The organism is Pseudomonas frederiksbergensis, assembly GCF_003732275.1.
GTDB lineage: Bacteria > Pseudomonadota > Gammaproteobacteria > Pseudomonadales > Pseudomonadaceae > Aquipseudomonas > Aquipseudomonas frederiksbergensis_H.
The window spans coordinates 754,243-773,108 of the sequence record NZ_MOBM01000039.1; the positions used below are offsets into that span (position 1 = coordinate 754,243).

The 18,866-nt window shown below is 60.2% G+C and carries 16 protein-coding genes; 9 read left to right on the top strand and 7 right to left on the bottom strand.

The window, feature by feature from the left end:
* Position 1: 1 nt before the first annotated feature.
* Together olsB and BK662_RS29670 are read left to right on the top strand one after the other, a co-directional pair.
* Positions 2 to 757 (top strand): L-ornithine N(alpha)-acyltransferase, encoded by a 756-nt coding sequence (olsB, locus tag BK662_RS29665; RefSeq protein ID WP_007903792.1) that lies wholly within the window; start codon positions 2 to 4, stop codon positions 755 to 757.
* A complete protein-coding gene (locus tag BK662_RS29670) occupies positions 757 to 1,548 on the top strand; it encodes a lysophospholipid acyltransferase family protein (RefSeq protein ID WP_123360503.1) in 792 nt (263 codons plus the stop codon). Before olsB ends, BK662_RS29670 begins: the two co-directional genes overlap by 1 nt.
* A gap of 110 nt (positions 1,549 to 1,658) precedes the next feature.
* Here the strand turns inward: BK662_RS29670 and BK662_RS29675 are convergent, their stop codons facing one another.
* Positions 1,659 to 2,237, bottom strand: a complete 579-nt coding sequence (locus tag BK662_RS29675) for an acyl carrier protein phosphodiesterase (RefSeq protein ID WP_123360505.1) — start codon at positions 2,235 to 2,237, stop codon at positions 1,659 to 1,661.
* 154 nt (positions 2,238 to 2,391) lie between these two features.
* Between BK662_RS29675 and BK662_RS29680 the strand changes: the two genes are divergently transcribed.
* From BK662_RS29680 to BK662_RS29690, 3 genes are read left to right on the top strand one after another with little or no spacing between them, the layout of a single operon-like run.
* Positions 2,392 to 2,712 (top strand): ArsR/SmtB family transcription factor, encoded by a 321-nt coding sequence (locus BK662_RS29680; protein WP_123360506.1) that lies wholly within the window; start codon positions 2,392 to 2,394, stop codon positions 2,710 to 2,712.
* Positions 2,713 to 2,714: 2 nt separating this feature from the next.
* Entirely contained in the window at positions 2,715 to 3,884 is a 1,170-nt protein-coding gene (locus BK662_RS29685; protein WP_123360508.1) for an MFS transporter, read from the top strand.
* A 21-nt stretch (positions 3,885 to 3,905) separates the two neighbouring features.
* Positions 3,906 to 4,955 carry an alkene reductase gene (locus BK662_RS29690; RefSeq protein ID WP_123360510.1) on the top strand — a complete coding sequence of 350 codons (1,050 nt, stop codon included), beginning with the start codon at positions 3,906 to 3,908 and terminating at the stop codon, positions 4,953 to 4,955.
* 100 nt (positions 4,956 to 5,055) lie between these two features.
* On the opposite strand, the gene BK662_RS29695 is transcribed toward BK662_RS29690, so the two are convergent.
* Together BK662_RS29695 and emhR are read right to left on the bottom strand one after the other, a co-directional pair.
* Positions 5,056 to 5,940: a DMT family transporter gene (locus BK662_RS29695; protein WP_123360512.1), complete on the bottom strand. Its 885-nt coding sequence runs from the start codon at positions 5,938 to 5,940 to the stop codon at positions 5,056 to 5,058.
* Positions 5,941 to 6,101: 161 nt separating this feature from the next.
* Positions 6,102 to 6,734, bottom strand: coding sequence for an efflux system transcriptional repressor EmhR (gene emhR / locus BK662_RS29700; protein ID WP_038979269.1), 633 nt, complete (start codon positions 6,732 to 6,734; stop codon positions 6,102 to 6,104).
* A gap of 267 nt (positions 6,735 to 7,001) precedes the next feature.
* Between emhR and emhA the strand changes: the two genes are divergently transcribed.
* From emhA to BK662_RS29720, 4 genes are all read left to right on the top strand, one after another.
* A complete protein-coding gene (gene emhA, locus BK662_RS29705) occupies positions 7,002 to 8,159 on the top strand; it encodes an efflux RND transporter periplasmic adaptor subunit EmhA (protein ID WP_123360513.1) in 1,158 nt (385 codons plus the stop codon).
* Between the two features lie 3 nt (positions 8,160 to 8,162).
* The gene (gene emhB / locus BK662_RS29710; RefSeq protein WP_123360515.1) at positions 8,163 to 11,324 is read left to right on the top strand and encodes an efflux RND transporter permease subunit EmhB; all 3,162 of its coding nucleotides are present in this window, start codon (positions 8,163 to 8,165) and stop codon (positions 11,322 to 11,324) included.
* Positions 11,324 to 12,784 carry an efflux RND transporter outer membrane subunit EmhC gene (gene emhC / locus BK662_RS29715; protein WP_123360517.1) on the top strand — a complete coding sequence of 487 codons (1,461 nt, stop codon included), beginning with the start codon at positions 11,324 to 11,326 and terminating at the stop codon, positions 12,782 to 12,784. Before emhB ends, emhC begins: the two co-directional genes overlap by 1 nt.
* Before the next feature lie 380 nt (positions 12,785 to 13,164).
* Positions 13,165 to 14,421, top strand: a complete 1,257-nt coding sequence (locus BK662_RS29720; RefSeq protein ID WP_123360519.1) for an OprD family porin — start codon at positions 13,165 to 13,167, stop codon at positions 14,419 to 14,421.
* Between the two features lie 402 nt (positions 14,422 to 14,823).
* Here BK662_RS29720 and pcaC read toward each other — a convergent pair whose 3' ends face one another.
* Genes pcaC through BK662_RS29745 form a run of 4 tightly spaced genes read right to left on the bottom strand, consistent with a single transcriptional unit; the run spans position 14,824 to position 18,750 of the window.
* The gene (gene pcaC / locus BK662_RS29730) at positions 14,824 to 15,216 is read right to left on the bottom strand and encodes a 4-carboxymuconolactone decarboxylase (RefSeq protein ID WP_123360523.1); all 393 of its coding nucleotides are present in this window, start codon (positions 15,214 to 15,216) and stop codon (positions 14,824 to 14,826) included.
* A gap of 10 nt (positions 15,217 to 15,226) precedes the next feature.
* Positions 15,227 to 16,033, bottom strand: coding sequence for a 3-oxoadipate enol-lactonase (gene pcaD / locus BK662_RS29735; protein WP_123360524.1), 807 nt, complete (start codon positions 16,031 to 16,033; stop codon positions 15,227 to 15,229).
* Between the two features lie 11 nt (positions 16,034 to 16,044).
* The gene (locus BK662_RS29740) at positions 16,045 to 17,409 is read right to left on the bottom strand and encodes a 3-carboxy-cis,cis-muconate cycloisomerase (protein WP_123360527.1); all 1,365 of its coding nucleotides are present in this window, start codon (positions 17,407 to 17,409) and stop codon (positions 16,045 to 16,047) included.
* 45 nt (positions 17,410 to 17,454) lie between these two features.
* The gene (locus BK662_RS29745; protein ID WP_123360736.1) at positions 17,455 to 18,750 is read right to left on the bottom strand and encodes an MFS family transporter; all 1,296 of its coding nucleotides are present in this window, start codon (positions 18,748 to 18,750) and stop codon (positions 17,455 to 17,457) included.
* Positions 18,751 to 18,866: the final 116 nt, after the last annotated feature.

An 18,866-nucleotide genomic window follows, 5' to 3' on the forward strand; every position in this document is an offset into this window, starting at 1 on the left:
AATGACTCAGATCGCCCGCATCAGCGACACCGGCAATGAACGCCGCCTGCAAGCCGAACGCCTGGTGGGCGCCGAGGCGTTGCAGGAAGCCCAGGCCTTGCGCTTCAACGTGTTCAGCGGCGAATTCAACGCCAAGCTGAAAGGCGCGGAGCTGGGTCTGGACATGGATGACTATGATGTTCACTGTGCCCACATCGGCGTGCGTGACTTGAACACCGGGCGCCTGGTGGCGACCACCCGTTTGCTCGACCACACAGCGGCCAGCAGCCTGGGCAAGTTCTACAGCGAAGAAGAATTCAGCCTGCATGGCCTGGTCCATCTGAAAGGCCCGATCCTGGAAATCGGTCGCACCTGCGTCGACCCGGCCTACCGCAACGGCGGCACTATCGCAGTGCTCTGGGGTGAACTGGCCGAAGTGCTGAACCAGGGCGGTTACAGCTATTTAATGGGTTGCGCGAGCATTCCGATGCAGGACGGCGGCATTCAGGCCCACGCGATCATGCAGCGCCTGCGCGAACGCTACCTGTGCACCGAACACCTGCGCGCCGAACCGAAGAAGCCACTGCCGACGCTGGATATTCCGTCCAATGTCATCGCCGAAATGCCGCCGCTGCTCAAGGCCTACATGCGCCTGGGCGCGAAAATCTGTGGCGAGCCGTGCTGGGACGAAGACTTCCAGGTGGCCGACGTGTTCATCCTGCTCAAGCGCGACGAGCTGTGCCCGCGCTACGCCAAGCACTTCAAGGCGGCTGTGTAATGAGCCGCTTGCGGGTGTACGCGCGAATTGCGCGAGTGCTTTTAGTGGTGACGCTGGGCTTGAGCATGGCCAGTGTGTTCGGATTATTCGAGCGACTGGGGATTGCCCATTCGATGGTCCGTCGCCAGCGCTGGTCGCGGTTTTTCATGGCGCGGCTGAGCAATGCCCTGCCCTTTCGCGTGACCGTGCATGGTGAGTTGCCCAAGCAACCGATGCTCTGGGTCAGCAATCACGTGTCCTGGACTGACATTCCGTTGCTGGGCATGCTCACGCCGCTGTCGTTCCTGTCCAAGGCCGAGGTGCGCACCTGGCCGGTGGCGGGCTGGTTGGCGGCCAAGGCCGGCAGCCTGTTCATTCGCCGTGGTTCAGGTGACAGTCAGTTGATCCGCAAACAAATGACCCGTCATCTGGAGCAGGAACATCCGCTGTTGATGTTCCCGGAAGGCACGACCACCGATGGCCGCTCGCTGCGCACGTTTCATGGTCGTTTGCTGTCCGCGGCGATCGATTCCGAAGTGGCGTTGCAACCGGTAGCGATTCGTTATCTGCGCAATGGCGAGCTCGATACCCTGGCACCGTTCATTGGCGATGATGATTTGCTCTCGCACCTGATGCGCTTGTTCGCCAATGATCGGGGTGAGGTGGAAATTCATCTGCTCAAGCCGATCGAATGCCAGGACCGGGAACGTGCGGCGCTGGCGTTCGAAGCGCAGCAGGCGGTGCAGAAGGCGTTGTTCGGGGCGATTCCGGAAATGCAGCAAGCACCAATGCGACCCGCAATCGCGGCTTAAACACACACATCCCCTGTGGGAGCGAGCCTGCTCGCGATAGCGATTTAACATTCAATGATGATGCTGAATGTCACACCGCTATCGCGAGCAGGCTCGCTCCCACATTGTTTTTATGTCGCTGGATAGTTTTGGGCAAAGTCCTGCAACTCGGGATAGAACAACCGAAAATCCTCACTCAACGGTTCATACAATCGTCGCAATTCCTGCATCGCCCCGGCCAACTCCTCCGGTCGGGTCAACCTGCGCGAAATCCCCCGCAGTACCTGCTCCAGCACCGCAAATTCCCGGTAAGAACCCAACCAGTCATTGGCCACCATGTGCGGCGCAATCATCGCCAGGCGCTCCGGCAACTGCGGCTCGGCGGACAGCACCCGGTAAACGTCGGAAGTGAACTGCGCCAGCGGACGGTCGGCGTACAACTCCCAGTCCCGCGCCAGGCAGTGGTCGAAAAACACATCGAGCACGATCCCGGCGTAACGCCTGCGTGTGATGGAAAACCGCGACAAGGCGATGTCCACCAGCGGATGGCGGTCGGTAAACACGTCGATGCTGCGGTGCAACTGGATGGCCGCTTCGATCTCCGGATCGAACTGCCCTTGCAGCCGTCCTTTGACGAAATCGCCATACAGACTGCCGAGCATTTGACCGGGGCGCTGGCCACCGAGGTGCAGATGTGCGAGATAGTTCATGCGCGCAGCTTAACACTGCGACATCCATATCGTTATAACCCGATATACCGATTTACATGGCTATCAGACCAAAATCATATTGGTATATCGCGAAGTACCGATTTAAAGTTCGCTTCATCGCGATATAGCGTTTTACTCATCACGAGCCCAAACCATGACCATCGACCTCGACGAAATAATAAAAGCGCTGGCACACCCAGTACGCCGAGACATCCTCATCTGGCTGAAAGACCCCAAGGCCCAGTTCCCGGAACAGCTCCACAACCATGAGTACGGCATTTGCGCCGGACAGATCGATCAACGCTGCGGTCTGTCGCAGTCGACCGTGTCCGCCCATCTGGCGACCTTGCAACGGGCGGGACTGATCAGCAGCCAGAAAGCCGGTCAATGGCACTTCTTCAAACGCAACGAGGACGTGATTCAGGCGTTTCTCGACGCCATCGACAAGGAGCTCCGCGCTCCGACAAGGAACTGACAATGCCCCTCTCGCTACTCATTCTGGCCTTGAGCGCCTTCGCCATCGGTACCACCGAGTTCGTCATCATGGGCCTGTTGCCCGAGGTGGCGGCCGATCTCGGTGTGTCGATCCCCGGCGCCGGCTGGCTGGTGACCGGTTACGCCCTGGGCGTGGCCATCGGTGCACCGTTCATGGCACTGGCCACCGCCAGACTGCCACGCAAGGCCGCTTTGGTAGCGTTGATGGGCATCTTCATCATCGGCAACCTGCTCTGCGCCTTGGCCAGTGACTACAACGTTTTGATGTTTGCCCGTGTGGTCACCGCGCTATGTCATGGCGCCTTCTTCGGCATCGGTTCGGTGGTGGCGGCAGGTCTGGTGCCGGCCAACAAACGCGCGTCGGCCGTGGCCCTGATGTTCACCGGCCTGACCCTGGCCAACGTCCTCGGCGTGCCGCTGGGCACTGCGCTCGGTCAGGAAGCCGGCTGGCGTTCGACCTTCTGGGCGGTGACCGTGATCGGTGTGATTGCGCTGATCGGCCTGATCCGCTTCCTGCCGGCCAAGCGCGATGAAGAGAAACTCGACATGCGCGCCGAACTGCGCGCCCTCAAGGGGGCCGGCATCTGGCTGTCCCTGAGCATGACTGCGCTGTTCGCTGCCTCGGTCTTCACCTTGTTCACCTATGTCGCGCCTCTGCTGGGCGAGGTCACCGGAGTTTCGCCACGCGGCGTGACCTGGACCTTGATGCTCATCGGCCTGGGCCTGACGGTCGGCAACATCATCGGCGGCAAGCTGGCGGACAAAAGCCTGGCTGCGACGCTGATCGGTGTGTTCATCACCATGGCGGTCGTGTCCACCGTGCTGACCTGGACCAGCATTGCCGTGATCCCGACCGAAATCACCCTGTTCCTCTGGGCCACCGCGTGCTTCGCCGCCGTACCCGCCCTGCAAGTGAACGTTGTGACCTACGGCAAGGCGGCACCGAACCTGGTATCGACCCTGAACATCGGCGCTTTCAACGTCGGCAACGCGCTGGGTGCCTGGGTCGGCGGCAGCGTCATCGCCCACGGCTTCGGTCTCACCAGCGTGCCGCTCGCGGCTGCCGCGCTGGCAGTACTCGCCCTGCTGGTGACCCTGATTACTTTCCGTCAGAGCGGCGATCCCAAACTGGCCCCTGCTACTTCTAACTGATCTCCAAAAGAGAGCTATTAAATGACGACTATTTTCGATCCGATCAAACTGGGCGACCTCGAGTTGGCCAACCGCATCATCATGGCGCCACTGACCCGCTGCCGCGCCGATGAAGGCCGTGTGCCGAACGCGCTGATGGCCGAGTACTACGTGCAACGCGCCTCTGCCGGCCTGATCCTCAGCGAAGCCACGTCGGTCACGCCGATGGGCGTCGGCTATCCGGATACTCCCGGCATCTGGTCCAACGACCAGGTGCGCGGCTGGAGCAACGTGACCAAAGCGATCCACGGCGCGGGCGGCAAAATCTTCCTGCAACTGTGGCACGTGGGTCGGGTTTCCCACCCCTCTTACCTGAACGGCGAAGCACCGGTCGCGCCGAGCGCCATCCAGCCTAAAGGCCATGTCAGCCTGGTTCGTCCATTGGCCGACTTCCCAACCCCGCGCGCGCTGGAAACCGCTGAAATCGCCGACATCATCGACGCTTACCGCGTCGGTGCCGAGAACGCCAAGGCCGCCGGTTTCGACGGTGTGGAAATCCACGGCGCCAACGGTTACCTGCTCGATCAGTTCCTGCAAAGCAGCACCAACCAGCGCACCGACAACTATGGCGGCTCCCTGGAAAACCGTGCGCGTCTGTTGCTGGAAGTGACTGACGCTGCGATCGAAGTCTGGGGCGCGGGCCGCGTCGGTGTGCACCTGTCGCCGCGCGCCGATTCCCATGACATGGGCGACGACAACCTGTCCGAAACCTTCACCTACGTCGCTCGCGAATTGGGCAAACGTGGCATCGCCTTCATCTGCTCCCGCGAGAAGGAAGGTGCCGACAGCCTCGGCCCGCAACTCAAAGAAGCCTTCGGCGGCCCGTACATCGCCAACGAACGCTTCACCAAGGACAGCGCCAACGAGTGGCTGGCCAGCGGCAAGGCTGATGCGGTGGCGTTCGGTGTACCGTTCATTGCCAACCCGGATCTGCCGGCGCGTTTGAAGGCCGATGCGCCGTTGAATGAAGCACGTCCGGAACTGTTCTATGCGAAAGGGCCGGTCGGTTACATCGACTACCCAGCGCTGTAAACGTCCGCGTAGAAATGCAAAAGCCCCGACTCGAAAGAGCCGGGGCTTTTGCGTTGGAAGATCAAAAGATCGCAGCCTTCGGCAGCTCCTACAGATCCTGTCAGCGCTTGCGCTGTCCCCAGGCGACCGCAAGACCGCTGAGGCAAATCACCGTGATACCGATCACGCCAAAGCTGTCCGGGGTATGGTCGAAGATCAAATACCCGTATATCCCGGCAAATAGAATCTGCCCGTAACTGAACGGTGCCAGCATCGCCGGGGCCGCATGGCGGAAGGCCTGGGTCAGCAACATGTGACCGAGCATGCCGCAAGTGCCCAGCCCGATCATGAACAGGCCATGCAGCAGCGTCGGCGTGCTCCAGAAGAACGGCAACAGCGCAGTCATGATCAGGCTGTTGAGAATGCCGGTGAGAAAGTTGCTGGTGGTCGGGCTGTCGATACCGCTGAGCAGGCGGGTGAGCAATTGATAGAAGCCAAAACACAAGGCCGAGCACAGTGGCAACAAGATCGCCGGGGTGAACAGCGCACCGCCGGGCCGCACGACGATCAACACGCCGACAAATCCACCCAGCACCGCCAGCCACTGATTGCGGGTTACCCGCTCATGCAGCAACGGTACGGACAACGCGGTCACCAATAAAGGAGCAAGAAAGGTGACGGCGGTGGCTTCAGCCAAGGGGATGTAACGCAGACCGGTAGTGAAAAACAGGCTGGTGCCGATCAGGCACAGGGCGCGTAATAACTGCAAACCCGGACGCTTGGTGCGCACTACCACCGAGAAACCACTGCGTGGCACGAAAATCACCAGCATCAACAAGGTATGCACCACGTAGCGTGCCCAAACCACCATCACAATCGGGTAGAACCCGGACAGGTACTTGGACAACGTGTCGTGACTGGCGAACAACAAAACCGCCAGGCAGATCAGCGCAATACCCTTGATCGGCTGCTCGGCGCCCTTGTAGCCCGGGTTGTTAACATTCATTCACAGACTCGACACAAAATTCCTACAAAATACGTAGCTCGCTACCTATCAACCTGGCAAACGTACGTATATAAAAGCACCCCATTACAGAAAGGCGAGCGAAGCAGGGACATTCCCCGCTTCAAGTCTTGACACAAACGGATCCAATTACGCATTTTGTTTCAATTGCGCAGGCTCGGACTCAAGCGCAGCATATCCAACCCTGTATCGACGCAACGCTCGGCTTCGGTGTGCAGTTGAAAACTGTCGGGAGCCAACAGCCACTGATACAGGATGCCATCGATATACGCATGCAGGCTGATGGCCGCGCGGGCAGTGTCGAGGTTTTCCGGCAACTGCCCGCGATTCACCGCATTACTCAGGGCCAGAGCGATTCGCACATTGCAATCGAGACTGGCCGTTCGGCGCTGCTGGCGCAGATCGCACATTTCATCGGTGAATTCGCACTTATGAAACAGAATCTCGTTGATGCGTCGGGTTTTCGGGTCCAGAGCAACTTGATGAAACAAATGAATCAGCAGCTTGCGCATGCAGCCCAGCGGATCGAGTTCATCTTCGCTTTCACTGGCCTTGGCCATTTCATCCAGCGGCTCATGCAAGGTGTCGAGCATCGCCTGCACCAGATCCGCCTTATTACTGAAATGCCAGTAGATGGCCCCGCGAGTCACACCGGCCAGGGTCGCGATATCCGCCAGCGTCGTGCGGGCCACGCCCCGCTCGTAAAAGGCTTTTTCTGCCGCTTCGAGTATCTGGCTTCGGGTTTCTTGAGCTTCCTCTTTGGTACGACGGACCATGGCAGTAAAACCTCAATCAGGGTGTGCTTCAGCGATGTCTGAATATCAGCTGAATAAAAGTGGGGCGAGCGCTCTCGAGCTTCGTCTGCGGCCTACAATTCCAACCTTTGAACGGCTTATGTAACCGTGTGGGTACACCGCCAAGGCCTTTACAAACAACCATGAACGTAAGTATATTCATTAGCAAGCTACTTATCCACCCGGAAAAAATTTTTTAACCTTCCACATTTCTTGTGCGCAATTTGCGCGCCTGACCCGAGGATCTTCATGCAATTCAAGCCAGCTGTTACCGCTCTGGTTACTGCCGTCGCCCTGGCATCGCTGCTCAGCGGATGTAAAAAGGAAGAGGCGGCACCTGCCGCACCAGCCCCTCAGGTCGGCGTCGTAACCCTGCAACCACAAGCCTTCACCCTGACGTCCGAACTTCCGGGGCGCACCAGTGCATTCCGCATCGCCGAAGTTCGCCCACAGGTCAACGGCATCATTCTCAAGCGACTGTTCAAGGAAGGCGGCGACGTCAAGGCCGGTCAGCAGCTCTACCAGATCGACCCATCGGTCTATGACGCGACCCTGAAAAGCGCCGAAGCCAACCTGCGTTCGACCAAGTCGATCTCCGACCGCTACAAGCAACTGGTCGACGAACAGGCTGTCAGCCGTCAGGAATACGACACCGCGCTGGCCAATCGCCTGCAATCGGAAGCGTCCCTGCAGAGCGCCCAGATCAACGTGCGCTACACCAAGGTTTACGCACCGATCTCCGGTCGCATCGGTCGTTCTTCGGTGACCGAAGGCGCGCTGGTCAGCAGCGGCCAGACCGACGCCATGGCAGTCATTCAGCAACTGGACCCGATCTACGTCGACGTCACCCAGTCTTCGGTGGAGCTGCTTGAGCTGCGCCGCGAGCTGGAAACCGGTCGTCTGCAAAAGGCGGGTGATAATGCCGCCGCGGTCAAGCTGACTCTGGAAGACGGCAGCCAGTACAAGCTGGACGGCAAGCTCGAGTTCTCCGAAGTTTCGGTTGACCAGACCACCGGCTCCGTGACCCTGCGGGCCGTGTTCCCGAACCCTGATCACACCCTGCTGCCGGGCATGTTCGTTCACGCACAGTTGCAGGCCGGTGTGGACAGCGCGGCGATTCTGGCCCCGCAACAAGGCGTGACCCGCGACCTCAAAGGCTCTCCGACCGCGTTGGTCGTCGGTCCGGACAACAAGGTCGAACTGCGTCAGCTCAAGGCCAGCCGAACCGTCGGTAACCAATGGCTGATTGAAGACGGTCTGAAGGCAGGCGATCGCGTGATCACCGAAGGGCTGCAATTCGTCAGACCTGGTGTCGAAGTCAAGGCCACTGAAGCCACTAACGTTGGCGCAAAGAGCCCGGCCCCCGCACAGGCAGCTAACACAGCTGTCGGCGGCAAAGGGGAGTAAACCATGTCAAAATTTTTTATCGACCGTCCGATTTTCGCCTGGGTGATTGCCCTGGTGATTATGCTGGTCGGGGCTTTATCGATCCTCAAACTGCCGATCAACCAATACCCGAGCATTGCGCCTCCGGCCATTGCCATCTCGGTGACCTACCCGGGCGCGTCTGCACAAACCGTGCAGGACACCGTGGTGCAAGTGATCGAGCAACAGCTCAACGGTATCGACAACCTGCGTTATGTCTCGTCGGAAAGTAACTCCGACGGCAACATGACCATTACCGCGACCTTCGAGCAGGGCACCAGCTCCGATACCGCGCAGGTTCAGGTCCAGAACAAACTGAACCTGGCCACCCCGCTGCTGCCGCAAGAAGTGCAGCAACAGGGTATCCGCGTGACCAAGTCGGTGAAAAACTTCCTGATGGTCATCGGCGTGGTGTCGCGCGACGGCAGCATGACCAAGGACGACCTGTCCAACTACATCGTGTCGAACATGCAGGACCCGATCTCGCGCACCGCCGGTGTCGGTGACTTCCAGGTCTTCGGTGCCCAGTACGCGATGCGGATCTGGCTCGACCCGGCGAAGTTGAACAACTACAACCTGACCCCGGTGGACGTGAAAACCGCCATCGCGGCGCAGAACGTCCAGGTCTCGTCCGGTCAACTCGGCGGCTTGCCTGCCCTGCCCGGCCAGCAACTGAACGCTACGATCATCGGCAAGACCCGTCTGCAAACCGCCGAACAGTTCAAGGCGATCCTGCTGAAGGTCAACAAGGACGGCTCGCAAGTACGTGTCGGCGACGTTGCGGAAGTCGGTCTGGGCGGTGAAAACTACTCGATCAGCGCCCAGTTCAACGGCGCCCCGGCCTCCGGTCTGGCAGTGAAACTGGCCAATGGCGCCAACGCCCTCGATACCGCAAAAGCCCTGCGCAATACCATTGACACCCTCAAGCCCTTCTTCCCGGAAGGGATGGAAGTGGTGTTCCCGTACGACACCACCCCGGTGGTGACCGAGTCGATCAAGGGCGTGGTTGAAACCCTGGTCGAAGCGATCGTGCTGGTGTTTTTGGTGATGTTCCTGTTCCTGCAAAACTTCCGCGCCACCGTCATCACCACGATGACCGTGCCGGTGGTATTGCTGGGTACGTTCGGGATCCTCGCGGCGTTCGGTTTCAGCATCAACACCCTGACCATGTTCGGTATGGTGTTGGCCATCGGCTTGCTGGTGGACGATGCCATCGTCGTGGTGGAAAACGTCGAACGGGTCATGAGCGAAGAAGGCCTGTCACCCAAGGAGGCCACCAAGAAATCCATGGGGCAGATCCAGGGTGCCCTGGTCGGTATTGCCCTGGTTCTGTCGGCGGTACTGTTGCCGATGGCGTTCTTCAGTGGCTCCACCGGTGTGATCTACAAGCAGTTCTCGATCACCATCGTTTCGGCCATGGCCCTGTCGGTACTGGTGGCGTTGATCTTCACCCCGGCGCTCTGCGCCACCATGCTCAAAGCAATTCCGAAAGGTGAGCACGGCACGCCGAAACGCGGCTTCTTCGGCTGGTTCAACCGCAGCTTCGACCGTGGCGTCAAAAGCTACGAGCGCGGCGTGGGCAACATGCTCGCGCACAAGGCTCCGTACCTGCTGGCGTACCTGATCATCGTGGTTGGCATGATCTGGCTGTTCACCCGTATCCCAACGGCATTCCTGCCGGAAGAAGATCAGGGCGTACTGTTTGCTCAGGTGCAGACACCGGCCGGTTCCAGCTCCCAGCGCACGCAAGTGGTCGTGGACGAAATGCGCGAATTCCTGCTGCGTCCGAGCAACGAGGGCGGGGAAGGCGACGCGGTGGCCTCGGTGTTTACCGTGACCGGCTTCAACTTCGCCGGCCGTGGCCAGAGTTCGGGCATGGCGTTCATCATGCTCAAACCGTGGGAGGAACGTAACGCCGACAACAGCGTGTTCAAACTGGCGGCCCGTGCCCAACAGCACTTCTTTACCTTCCGCGACGCCATGGTGTTTGCCTTCGCGCCACCGGCGGTACTGGAACTGGGTAACGCCACCGGTTTCGACGTGTTCCTTCAGGACCGCGCCGGGATCGGTCACGAGAAGCTGATGGCGGCACGCAACCAGTTCCTCGGCATGGCAGCGCAAAGCAAGGTCCTGTCGCAAGTGCGTCCGAACGGCCTGAACGACGAGCCGCAATACCAGCTGGAAATCGACGATGAGAAGGCCAGCGCCCTGGGCGTGACCCTCACTGACATCAACAACACCCTGTCGATTGCCCTGGGCAGTAGCTATGTGAACGACTTCATCGACCGCGGTCGAGTGAAGAAGGTTTACATACAAGGCCTGCCCGGCGCTCGCATGAGCCCCGAAGACCTGAAGAAGTGGTACGTGCGCAACAGCGCCGGCACCATGGTTCCGTTCTCGGCGTTCGCCAAGGGTGAATGGATCTACGGTTCGCCGAAACTGGCCCGTTACAACGGCGTAGAAGCGATGGAAATTCTCGGTGCCCCGGCGCCAGGTTATTCCACCGGTGAAGCGATGGCCGAAGTCGAAGCCCTGGCCAGGAAACTGCCGGCCGGTGTCGGTATTTCCTGGACCGGTCTGTCGTACGAGGAACGTCTGTCCGGCTCGCAAGCGCCAGCGTTGTACGCCTTGTCGCTGCTGATGGTGTTCCTGTGTCTGGCGGCGTTGTATGAAAGCTGGTCGATCCCGATCGCGGTGATGCTGGTGGTGCCGCTGGGGATCATCGGTGCGCTGATGGCGACCAGCCTGCGCGGCCTGTCCAACGACGTGTACTTCCAGGTGGGGCTGTTGACCACGATCGGTCTGGCAGCGAAAAACGCCATTCTGATCGTCGAGTTCGCCAAGGAACTGCATGAGCAAGGACGTAGCCTGCGCGATGCCGCAATCGAAGCCTGCCGGATGCGTCTGCGACCGATCATCATGACCTCGCTCGCGTTCGTGCTCGGTGTGGTTCCACTGGCCATTTCCACGGGCGCAGGTTCGGGTAGCCAACATGCGATCGGTACCGGCGTGATTGGCGGTATGCTCACGGCCACGATCCTGGCGATCTTCTGGGTTCCATTGTTCTTCGTCACTGTGTCGTCCATGGGCCAGCGCAAAGTCGCCGACCAGGATGACGCCATTGAACCTTCTAAAGAGGCTGGCTAATGAGCAAGTCGCTACTCTCCATCGCAGTCGCCGCCTTCGTGCTGAGCGGCTGCTCGCTGATACCCGATTATCAGCAACCCGAAGCACCGGTGGCGGGCCAATACCCGCAAGGCCCGGCGTATTCGCCGGCCCAGGCGCCTAACCAGGCCGCCGCCGAACAGGGCTGGAAGCAGTTTTTCCACGACCCGGCGCTGCAACAGATGATTCAGACCGCGCTGGAGAATAACCGTGACCTGCGCGTCGCGGCGCTGAACATCGACGCGTATGCGGCTCAGTACCGCATCCAGCGTGCCGATCTGTTCCCGGCCGTTTCGGCCACCGGCAGCGGCAGCCGTCAGCGAGTTCCGGCACGGGCCTCGCAAACCGGTGAAGCGGCCATCAGCAGTTCCTATTCGGCCACCGTCGGCATCAGTGCCTATGAACTCGACCTGTTCGGTCGGGTTCGCAGCCTGAGCGAAGAAGCCCTGCAGAAATACTTCGCCACTGAAGAAGCGCGCCGCAGCACGCAGATCAGCCTGGTGGCCAGTGTGGCCAATGCCTATCTGACCTGGCAGGCTGACAAGGAGCTGCTGAAACTGACCCAGGAAACTCTCGGGGCCTTCGAGGAGAGCTACAAGCTCACCTCGCGCAGCAACGAAGTGGGTGTAGCCTCGGCGCTGGATCTGGCCCAGTCGCGTACCTCGGTGGAAAACGCCCGTGCGCAACAGGCTAAATACACCCGTCAGGTCGCCCAGGATGAAAACAGCCTGGTGCTGCTGCTCGGCACCGGTATCCCGGCCAATCTGCAAGCGGCCAGGCCACTGTCGGACGACCTGCTGAGCGAAGTACCGGCCGGCCTGCCGTCGGACTTGCTGCAACGTCGTCCGGACATCCTTCAGGCCGAGTACAACCTCAAGGCTGCCAACGCCAACATCGGCGCGGCACGGGCTGCGTTCTTCCCGAGCATCAGCCTGACCGCCAATGCCGGCTCCCTGAGCCCGGACCTGTCCGGTCTGTTCAAGGGCGGTTCGGGCACCTGGTTGTTCCAGCCGCAGATCAACCTGCCGATCTTCAACGCCGGCAGCCTGCGCGCCAGCCTGGATTACTCCAAAATCCAGAAAGACATCGGCGTGGCGAACTACGAGAAGTCCATTCAAACGGCCTTCCAGGAAGTCGCCGATGGCTTGGCCGCACGCCAGACCTACACCGAGCAGTTGCAGGCTCAGCGTGACTTCGTCAGCGCCAACCAGGACTACTACCGTCTGGCCGAGCGTCGCTACCGCATCGGTGTCGACAGCAACCTGACCTTCCTCGATGCCCAGCGCCAGCTGTTCAGTGCCCAACAAGCGCTGATCACCGACCGTCTGGCGCAGCTGGTCAGCGCGGTCAATCTGTACAAGGCGTTGGGTGGTGGCTGGAATGAACAGACGGCGAAGAACGAGCCGTTGAAAGAAGAAGCGCCGAAGATGAAGTTGTTCTGATAGCGCGGTAAACACGAAGCCCACCGATTGGTGGGCTTTTTGTTGGCTGCAGGAAAAGCCAGATCAAAAGATCGCAGCCTTCGGCAGCTCCTGCATGGAATCGCGTACCTGCGTAGAAGCTGCCGAAGGCTGCGATCTTTTGATCTTTTGCTGTTCGATAATCGCCCAGAACCCGCCCTCCCCCGATTGAACCATTTAGTCCGTTTCCCTCACCATCTGTCGTACAAAACCAATAACAACAGGTTCGACACCATGCTCCCGCGCCCTGCCCTGTCCGGCTGATTTCGCCCCCGCTTTTCTGAATTCGAATCATTTGTCTGCAACCCGAACGTTGCGGCACCGCCCTGTTTCACCTCCAAGAATTAGAGAGACCCGAGCTCATGACGCCTTCCACGCAGTATTTCTTTCCCAGCCTGATCGCCATCGCACTGGCCGGTGCGGCCCTGCCCGCCATGGCCGAGGAAGCCGGTTTTGTCGAAGGCGCCAAGGTCAACCTGAACCTGCGTAATTTCTACATCAACCGTAACTTCACCAACCCGACCAAGACCCAGGGCAAGGCTGAAGAGTGGACGCAAAGCTTCATCCTCGACGCTAAATCCGGGTTCACCCAAGGCACCGTCGGGTTCGGCATGGACGTGCTGGGGTTGTATTCGGTCAAGCTCGACGGCGGCAAAGGCACCGGTGGGACGCAGCTGCTGCCACTGGACCACGATGGTCGCCCGGCAGACAACTTCGGTCGCACCAACGTGGCATTCAAGGCCAAGCTGTCCCAGACCGAAGTGAAGGTCGGCGAATGGATGCCGGTATTGCCGATCTTGCGTTCGGACGACGGCCGCTCGCTGCCGCAAACCTTCCGTGGCGGCCAGATCACCTCGAAGGAAATCGACGGTCTGACCCTCTACGGCGGCCAGTTCCGCGCCAACAGCCCGCGCGATGACAGCAGCATGAACGACATGTCGATGACCGGCAAAGCGGCGTTCACCTCAGACCGCTTCAACTTCCAGGGCGGCGAATACGCCTTCAACGGCAAGCGCACTCAGATCGGCCTGTGGAACGCTGAACTCAAGGACATCTACAGCCAGCAATACGTCAACTTGATCCACACCCAACCGCTGGGCGACTGGACATTCGGCGCCAATTTGGGGTTCTTCTACGGTAAGGATGACGGCAGCGCCCGGGCTGGCGAGCTGGACAACAAGACCTGGTCGGGCCTGTTCTCGGCCAAATATGGCGGCAACACCTTCTACTTCGGCCTGCAAAAACTCACCGGCGACAGCGCCTGGATGCGGGTCAACGGCACCAGCGGCGGCACCCTGGCGAACGACAGCTACAACGCCAGCTACGACAACGCGAAGGAAAAATCCTGGCAACTGCGCCACGACTACAACTTCGCCGCCCTCGGCGTGCCGGGCCTGACCCTGATGAACCGCTACATCAGCGGCGACAACGTACACACCGCAACCACCACCGATGGCAAGGAATGGGGCCGCGAAAGCGAACTGGGCTATACCGTGCAGAGCGGTACGCTCAAAGACCTCAACGTCAAATGGCGCAACTCGACCATCCGCCGCGACTTCAGCAACAACGAGTTCGACGAGAACCGGTTGATCATCAGCTATCCGATCAGTCTGCTGTAAATCCCACTACCGCCATCGCGAGCAGGCTCGCTCCCACAGGATCTTCGGTGAACACAAAACTTGCGTTCACGCCGGACAACTGTGGGAGCGAGCCTGCTCGCGATGGCAATCTTTCAGTCACACCAATATTGAATGTACTGCCGCCATCGCGGGCAAGCCCGGCTCCCACAAGGATCTTCAGTGAACACAAAACTTGCGTTCACGCCGGACAACTGTGGGAGCGAGCCTGCTCGCGAAGGCAATCGTTCAGTCACATCAATATTGAATGTACTGCCGCCATCGCGGGCAAGCCCGGCTCCCACAGGAATCTTCGGTGAACACAAAATTAGCGTCACACCGCACACCTGTAGGAGCGAGGCTTGCCCGCGAAGGCGGCAGTTCAGGTAATACAACTTTCGCGGATCACTCGCGCGATTCAACCCCCAACTCATCCCACACCGATTCCGCCAGGTGGAAGGTCGCGTTGGCCGCCGGGATGCCGCAGTAGATCGCGCTCTGCATGATCACTTCCTTGATCTCGGCGCGGGTCACGCCGTTGTTGGCGGCGGCGCGCAGGTGCAGTTTGAGTTCTTCGTTGCGGTTCATGCCGATCAGCATGGCGATGGTGATCAGGCTGCGGGTATGGCGCGGCAAGCCCGGGCGGGTCCAGATGTCGCCCCAGGCGTGGCGGGTGATCATCTCCTGAAACTCCGAGTTGAACTCGGTCAGCGCGTTCAGGCTGCGGTCGACATGGGCGTCGCCGAGTACTGCGCGGCGAACATTCAGGCCCTCGTCGTAACGTTGTTTCTCGTCCACAACAATCCCCTCAATGAGCTGACAAAAACGCCACTACTCGGTCGCTGAACGCAGCGCCGGCCTGGACGTTGGACAGGTGCGCGGCGTAGAACTCGGCGTACTCGGCGCCACGCACATGTTCCTGAATGAAATGCCCGCCGGACGGCGGCGTCACCGCATCTTCAGTGCCGGCGATCACCAGCAGCGGCACCTGAATCGAGGACAACTGATCGCGGAAATCGGCATCACGTACAGCCGCGCAATTGGCCGCATAGCCTTCGGGCGAAGTCGCCGCGAGCATGTCGGTGATCTGTTTGGCTGTGTCTGGATGCGCCGCAGAAAAATCCGGAGTGAACCAGCGTGCAATCGACGCATCGCGCAGGGCAACCATCGCCACCCCGCCGTCACGCAGCACGGTTTCGATCCGTGGATTCCATACCGACGGATCGCCGATTTTCGCCGCGGTGTTGCACACGATCAGTTTGTTCAATCGCTGACCGGCATTGATCCCCAGCCACTGACCGATCAACCCGCCCATGGACAGACCACAGAAATGCGCGCGTTCGATATGCAAGGCATCCAACAGCGCCAGCACGTCGCGGCCCAGTTGCTCGATGCTGTACGGCCCCGGCGTCACCAACGACTGGCCGTGACCTCGGGTATCAAAACGCAGCACGCGAAAATGCTCGGTGAACGCCGGGATCTGCGCGTCCCACATGTGCAGGTCGGTACCCAGTGAGTTGGACAGCACCAGCACCGGCGCCTCGATAGGGCCATCGAGTTGCGGCCCTTGAATTAGGTAGTGCAGTTCGCCCTCGGCGAGTTGTACGAATGCCACAGCAGTCTCCTTCAAGAGGTCAACGCAAAATGTTCAGCCACCGCTCGCTCGACCCAGGTATGGGCCTGACCGAGGTAATGGGCAGGGTCCAGCAGACGATCGAGTTCGGCATCCGACAGTTCGGCAGTCACCTGCGGCTCGTCACCGAGTACCGCGCGCAAATGACGTTGCTCGGCCACTGCGCGTTTGCAGCATTGCTCCAATAGATGGTGCGCAGTGTCGCGACCGACCCGTTGCGCCAGGACGATGCTCACGGCTTCGGCCAGCACCAGGCCCTGGGTCAGGTCGAGGTTGCGCGTCATTCGGTCGGCGTCCACTTCCAGTCCGTCGGCCACCAACAGCGCTTGCTGCAGACTGCCTGACACCAAACAGCAGATCTCCGGCAGGGTTTCCCATTCGGCATGCCACAGGCCAAGGCTCCGTTCGTGCTCCTGCGGCATCGCGCTGAACAAGGTCGAGAGCAAACCCGGCACCCGCGTCGCCGTGCCGATCAGCACCGCTGCGCCCACCGGGTTGCGTTTGTGCGGCATGGTCGAGGAACCGCCCTTGCCCGGCGCCGACGGCTCAAACACTTCGCCGGCCTCGGTCTGCATCAACAGGCTGATATCGCGGCCGAGTTTGCCGAGGCTGCCGGCGATCAATCCAAGCACCGCACCGAACTCCACCAGACGATCACGCTGGGTGTGCCAGGGTTGATCCGGCAAGGTCAGTTGCAGTTCTGCGGCCAAGGCTTCGGCAATCGGCATCGCCTGCTCGCCGAGGGCCGCGAGGGTGCCGGAAGCGCCGCCGAATTGCAGCACCAGCAAACGTGGTTTGAGTTCCTGCAGACGTTGACGGCTGCGCGTTACTGCCCCCAACCAACCGGCGATCTTCATGCCGAGGGTGACCGGTGTCGCGTGTTGCAACCAGGTGCGCCCGGCCAGCGGCGTGGCGACATAACGCCAGGCCTGGGTCGCGAGGGTTTCCCCCAGCTGCATCAGATCAACTTCGATCAATTCCAGCGCGCGGCGCAGTTGCAGCACCAGGCCGGTGTCCATTACATCCTGGCTGGTCGCGCCCAGATGCACGTAACGCTCGGCTTCGGCATCGTTCTTCGAGATCTGCTTGCCCAGTGCCTTGACCAGTGGAATCGCCGAGTTCCCCGCCGTGGCAATGGCCTCACCAAGCGCGGCGAAGTCGTAATGCTCGGCCCGACATGCCGCTTCGATAGACGCGACAGCCGTCTGCGGAATCAGGCCAACCCGTGCCTCAGCGCGAGCGAGTGCCGCTTCGAAATCAAGCATGGCCTGAACCCGGCCCTGATCACAGAACACCTCACGCATGTCGCGTGCCGTGAAGTAGGCATCGAACAATTGATTGCCCGGTCGCTGATTCATAAACAGTCCTTGCAGGCGAGGGCCGGTCAGGCCCCCGCGTAAAGATCAAAGGTCGTTTTGCAAATACTTCGCCTGTTTCGGCAGACGCAGGCTGAACAGGAACGCGACCGCCATCATCACCGTCACGTACCAATAGAACGAGTTTTCCATGCCCCCGGCTTTAAGGCTCAGCGCCACATACTCCGCCGAACCGCCGAAGATGGCATTGGCCACCGCATACGCCAGGCCGACGCCCAAGGCGCGCACCTCTGGCGGGAACATTTCGGCTTTCACCAGACCGCTGATCGAGGTGTAGAAACTCACGATCGCCAGCGCCAGGGTAATCAGGACAAAGGCCAGGAACGGACTGCTGACACTTTTCAGGCTCAACAGGATCGGCACGGTGAACAACGTTCCGAGGGCACCGAACCAAAGCATCGAATTGCGTCGGCCGATCTTGTCGGCGAGCATGCCGAAGAACGGTTGCATGCACATATATAGGAACAGCGCGCCGGTCATGATGTAGCTCGCGGTCTTGGCGTGCATGCCGGCAGTATTCACCAGGTACTTCTGCATGTACGTGGTGAAGGTGTAGAAAATCAGCGAACCGCCGGCGGTGTAACCCAGCACGGTGATGAACGCAGCCTTGTGATCGCGGAACAGCGCACGGATGCTGCCGGCGTCCTTGTTTTCGCGCATTTCCTTGCTGCTGGTTTCCTTGAGCGCACGACGCAGGAACAACGAAATCAACGCAGCGGCCGCACCGACCACGAACGGAATTCGCCAGCCATAGGCACGCAATTCATCCTCGCTGAGAAACTGCTGCAGGATCACCACCAGCGACACCGCCAGCAACTGCCCGCCGATCAGCGTCACATACTGGAATGAGGCAAAGAAACCGCGCTGGCCCTTGAGGGCGACTTCGCTCATGTAGGTCGCGGTGGTGCCGTACTCGCCGCCCACCGACAAACCCTGCAGCAAGCGCGCGAACAACAGCATGATCGGCGCCCAGACCCCGATGCTGTTGTAGGTCGGCAAGCAGGCGATGAGCAACGACCCGAAGCACATCATCAGAATCGAGATCATCATCGAATTCTTGCGCCCGTGTTTGTCCGCCACCCGACCGAAGATCCAGCCGCCGATGGGCCGCATCAGAAAGCCGGCAGCGAAGACGCCCGCCGTGTTCACCAGCTGCACCGTGGGGTTGTCGGAGGGGAAAAACGCCGGGGCGAAATAGATTGCGCAGAAGGCGTAGACGTAAAAGTCGAACCATTCAACCAGGTTGCCGGACGAGGCGCCGACAATCGCAAAGATCCTTTTGTTGCGTTCTTCACTGGTGTAGAGAGCTGTGAGAGTTGTCATCATTCTTCACTCTTTTGGGGACCGTGAGAGTCTAGACACATTTAGCAACAGTCCCGTTCCGCAAATGCATAACCTGAGAGCAACGCAATCTCTGTGGCGAGGGAGCTTGCTCCCGC

Coding starts and splice junctions, on each gene's coding strand:
- olsB (WP_007903792.1), top strand. CDS start 2: ATGACTCAGATCGCCCGCATCAGCGACACCGGCAATGAACGCCGCCTG.
- BK662_RS29670 (WP_123360503.1), top strand. CDS start 757: ATGAGCCGCTTGCGGGTGTACGCGCGAATTGCGCGAGTGCTTTTAGTG.
- BK662_RS29675 (WP_123360505.1), bottom strand. CDS start 2,237: ATGAACTATCTCGCACATCTGCACCTCGGTGGCCAGCGCCCCGGTCAA.
- BK662_RS29680 (WP_123360506.1), top strand. CDS start 2,392: ATGACCATCGACCTCGACGAAATAATAAAAGCGCTGGCACACCCAGTA.
- BK662_RS29685 (WP_123360508.1), top strand. CDS start 2,715: ATGCCCCTCTCGCTACTCATTCTGGCCTTGAGCGCCTTCGCCATCGGT.
- BK662_RS29690 (WP_123360510.1), top strand. CDS start 3,906: ATGACGACTATTTTCGATCCGATCAAACTGGGCGACCTCGAGTTGGCC.
- BK662_RS29695 (WP_123360512.1), bottom strand. CDS start 5,940: ATGAATGTTAACAACCCGGGCTACAAGGGCGCCGAGCAGCCGATCAAG.
- emhR (WP_038979269.1), bottom strand. CDS start 6,734: ATGGTCCGTCGTACCAAAGAGGAAGCTCAAGAAACCCGAAGCCAGATA.
- emhA (WP_123360513.1), top strand. CDS start 7,002: ATGCAATTCAAGCCAGCTGTTACCGCTCTGGTTACTGCCGTCGCCCTG.
- emhB (WP_123360515.1), top strand. CDS start 8,163: ATGTCAAAATTTTTTATCGACCGTCCGATTTTCGCCTGGGTGATTGCC.
- emhC (WP_123360517.1), top strand. CDS start 11,324: ATGAGCAAGTCGCTACTCTCCATCGCAGTCGCCGCCTTCGTGCTGAGC.
- BK662_RS29720 (WP_123360519.1), top strand. CDS start 13,165: ATGACGCCTTCCACGCAGTATTTCTTTCCCAGCCTGATCGCCATCGCA.
- BK662_RS29740 (WP_123360527.1), bottom strand. CDS start 17,409: ATGAATCAGCGACCGGGCAATCAATTGTTCGATGCCTACTTCACGGCA.
- BK662_RS29745 (WP_123360736.1), bottom strand. CDS start 18,750: ATGACAACTCTCACAGCTCTCTACACCAGTGAAGAACGCAACAAAAGG.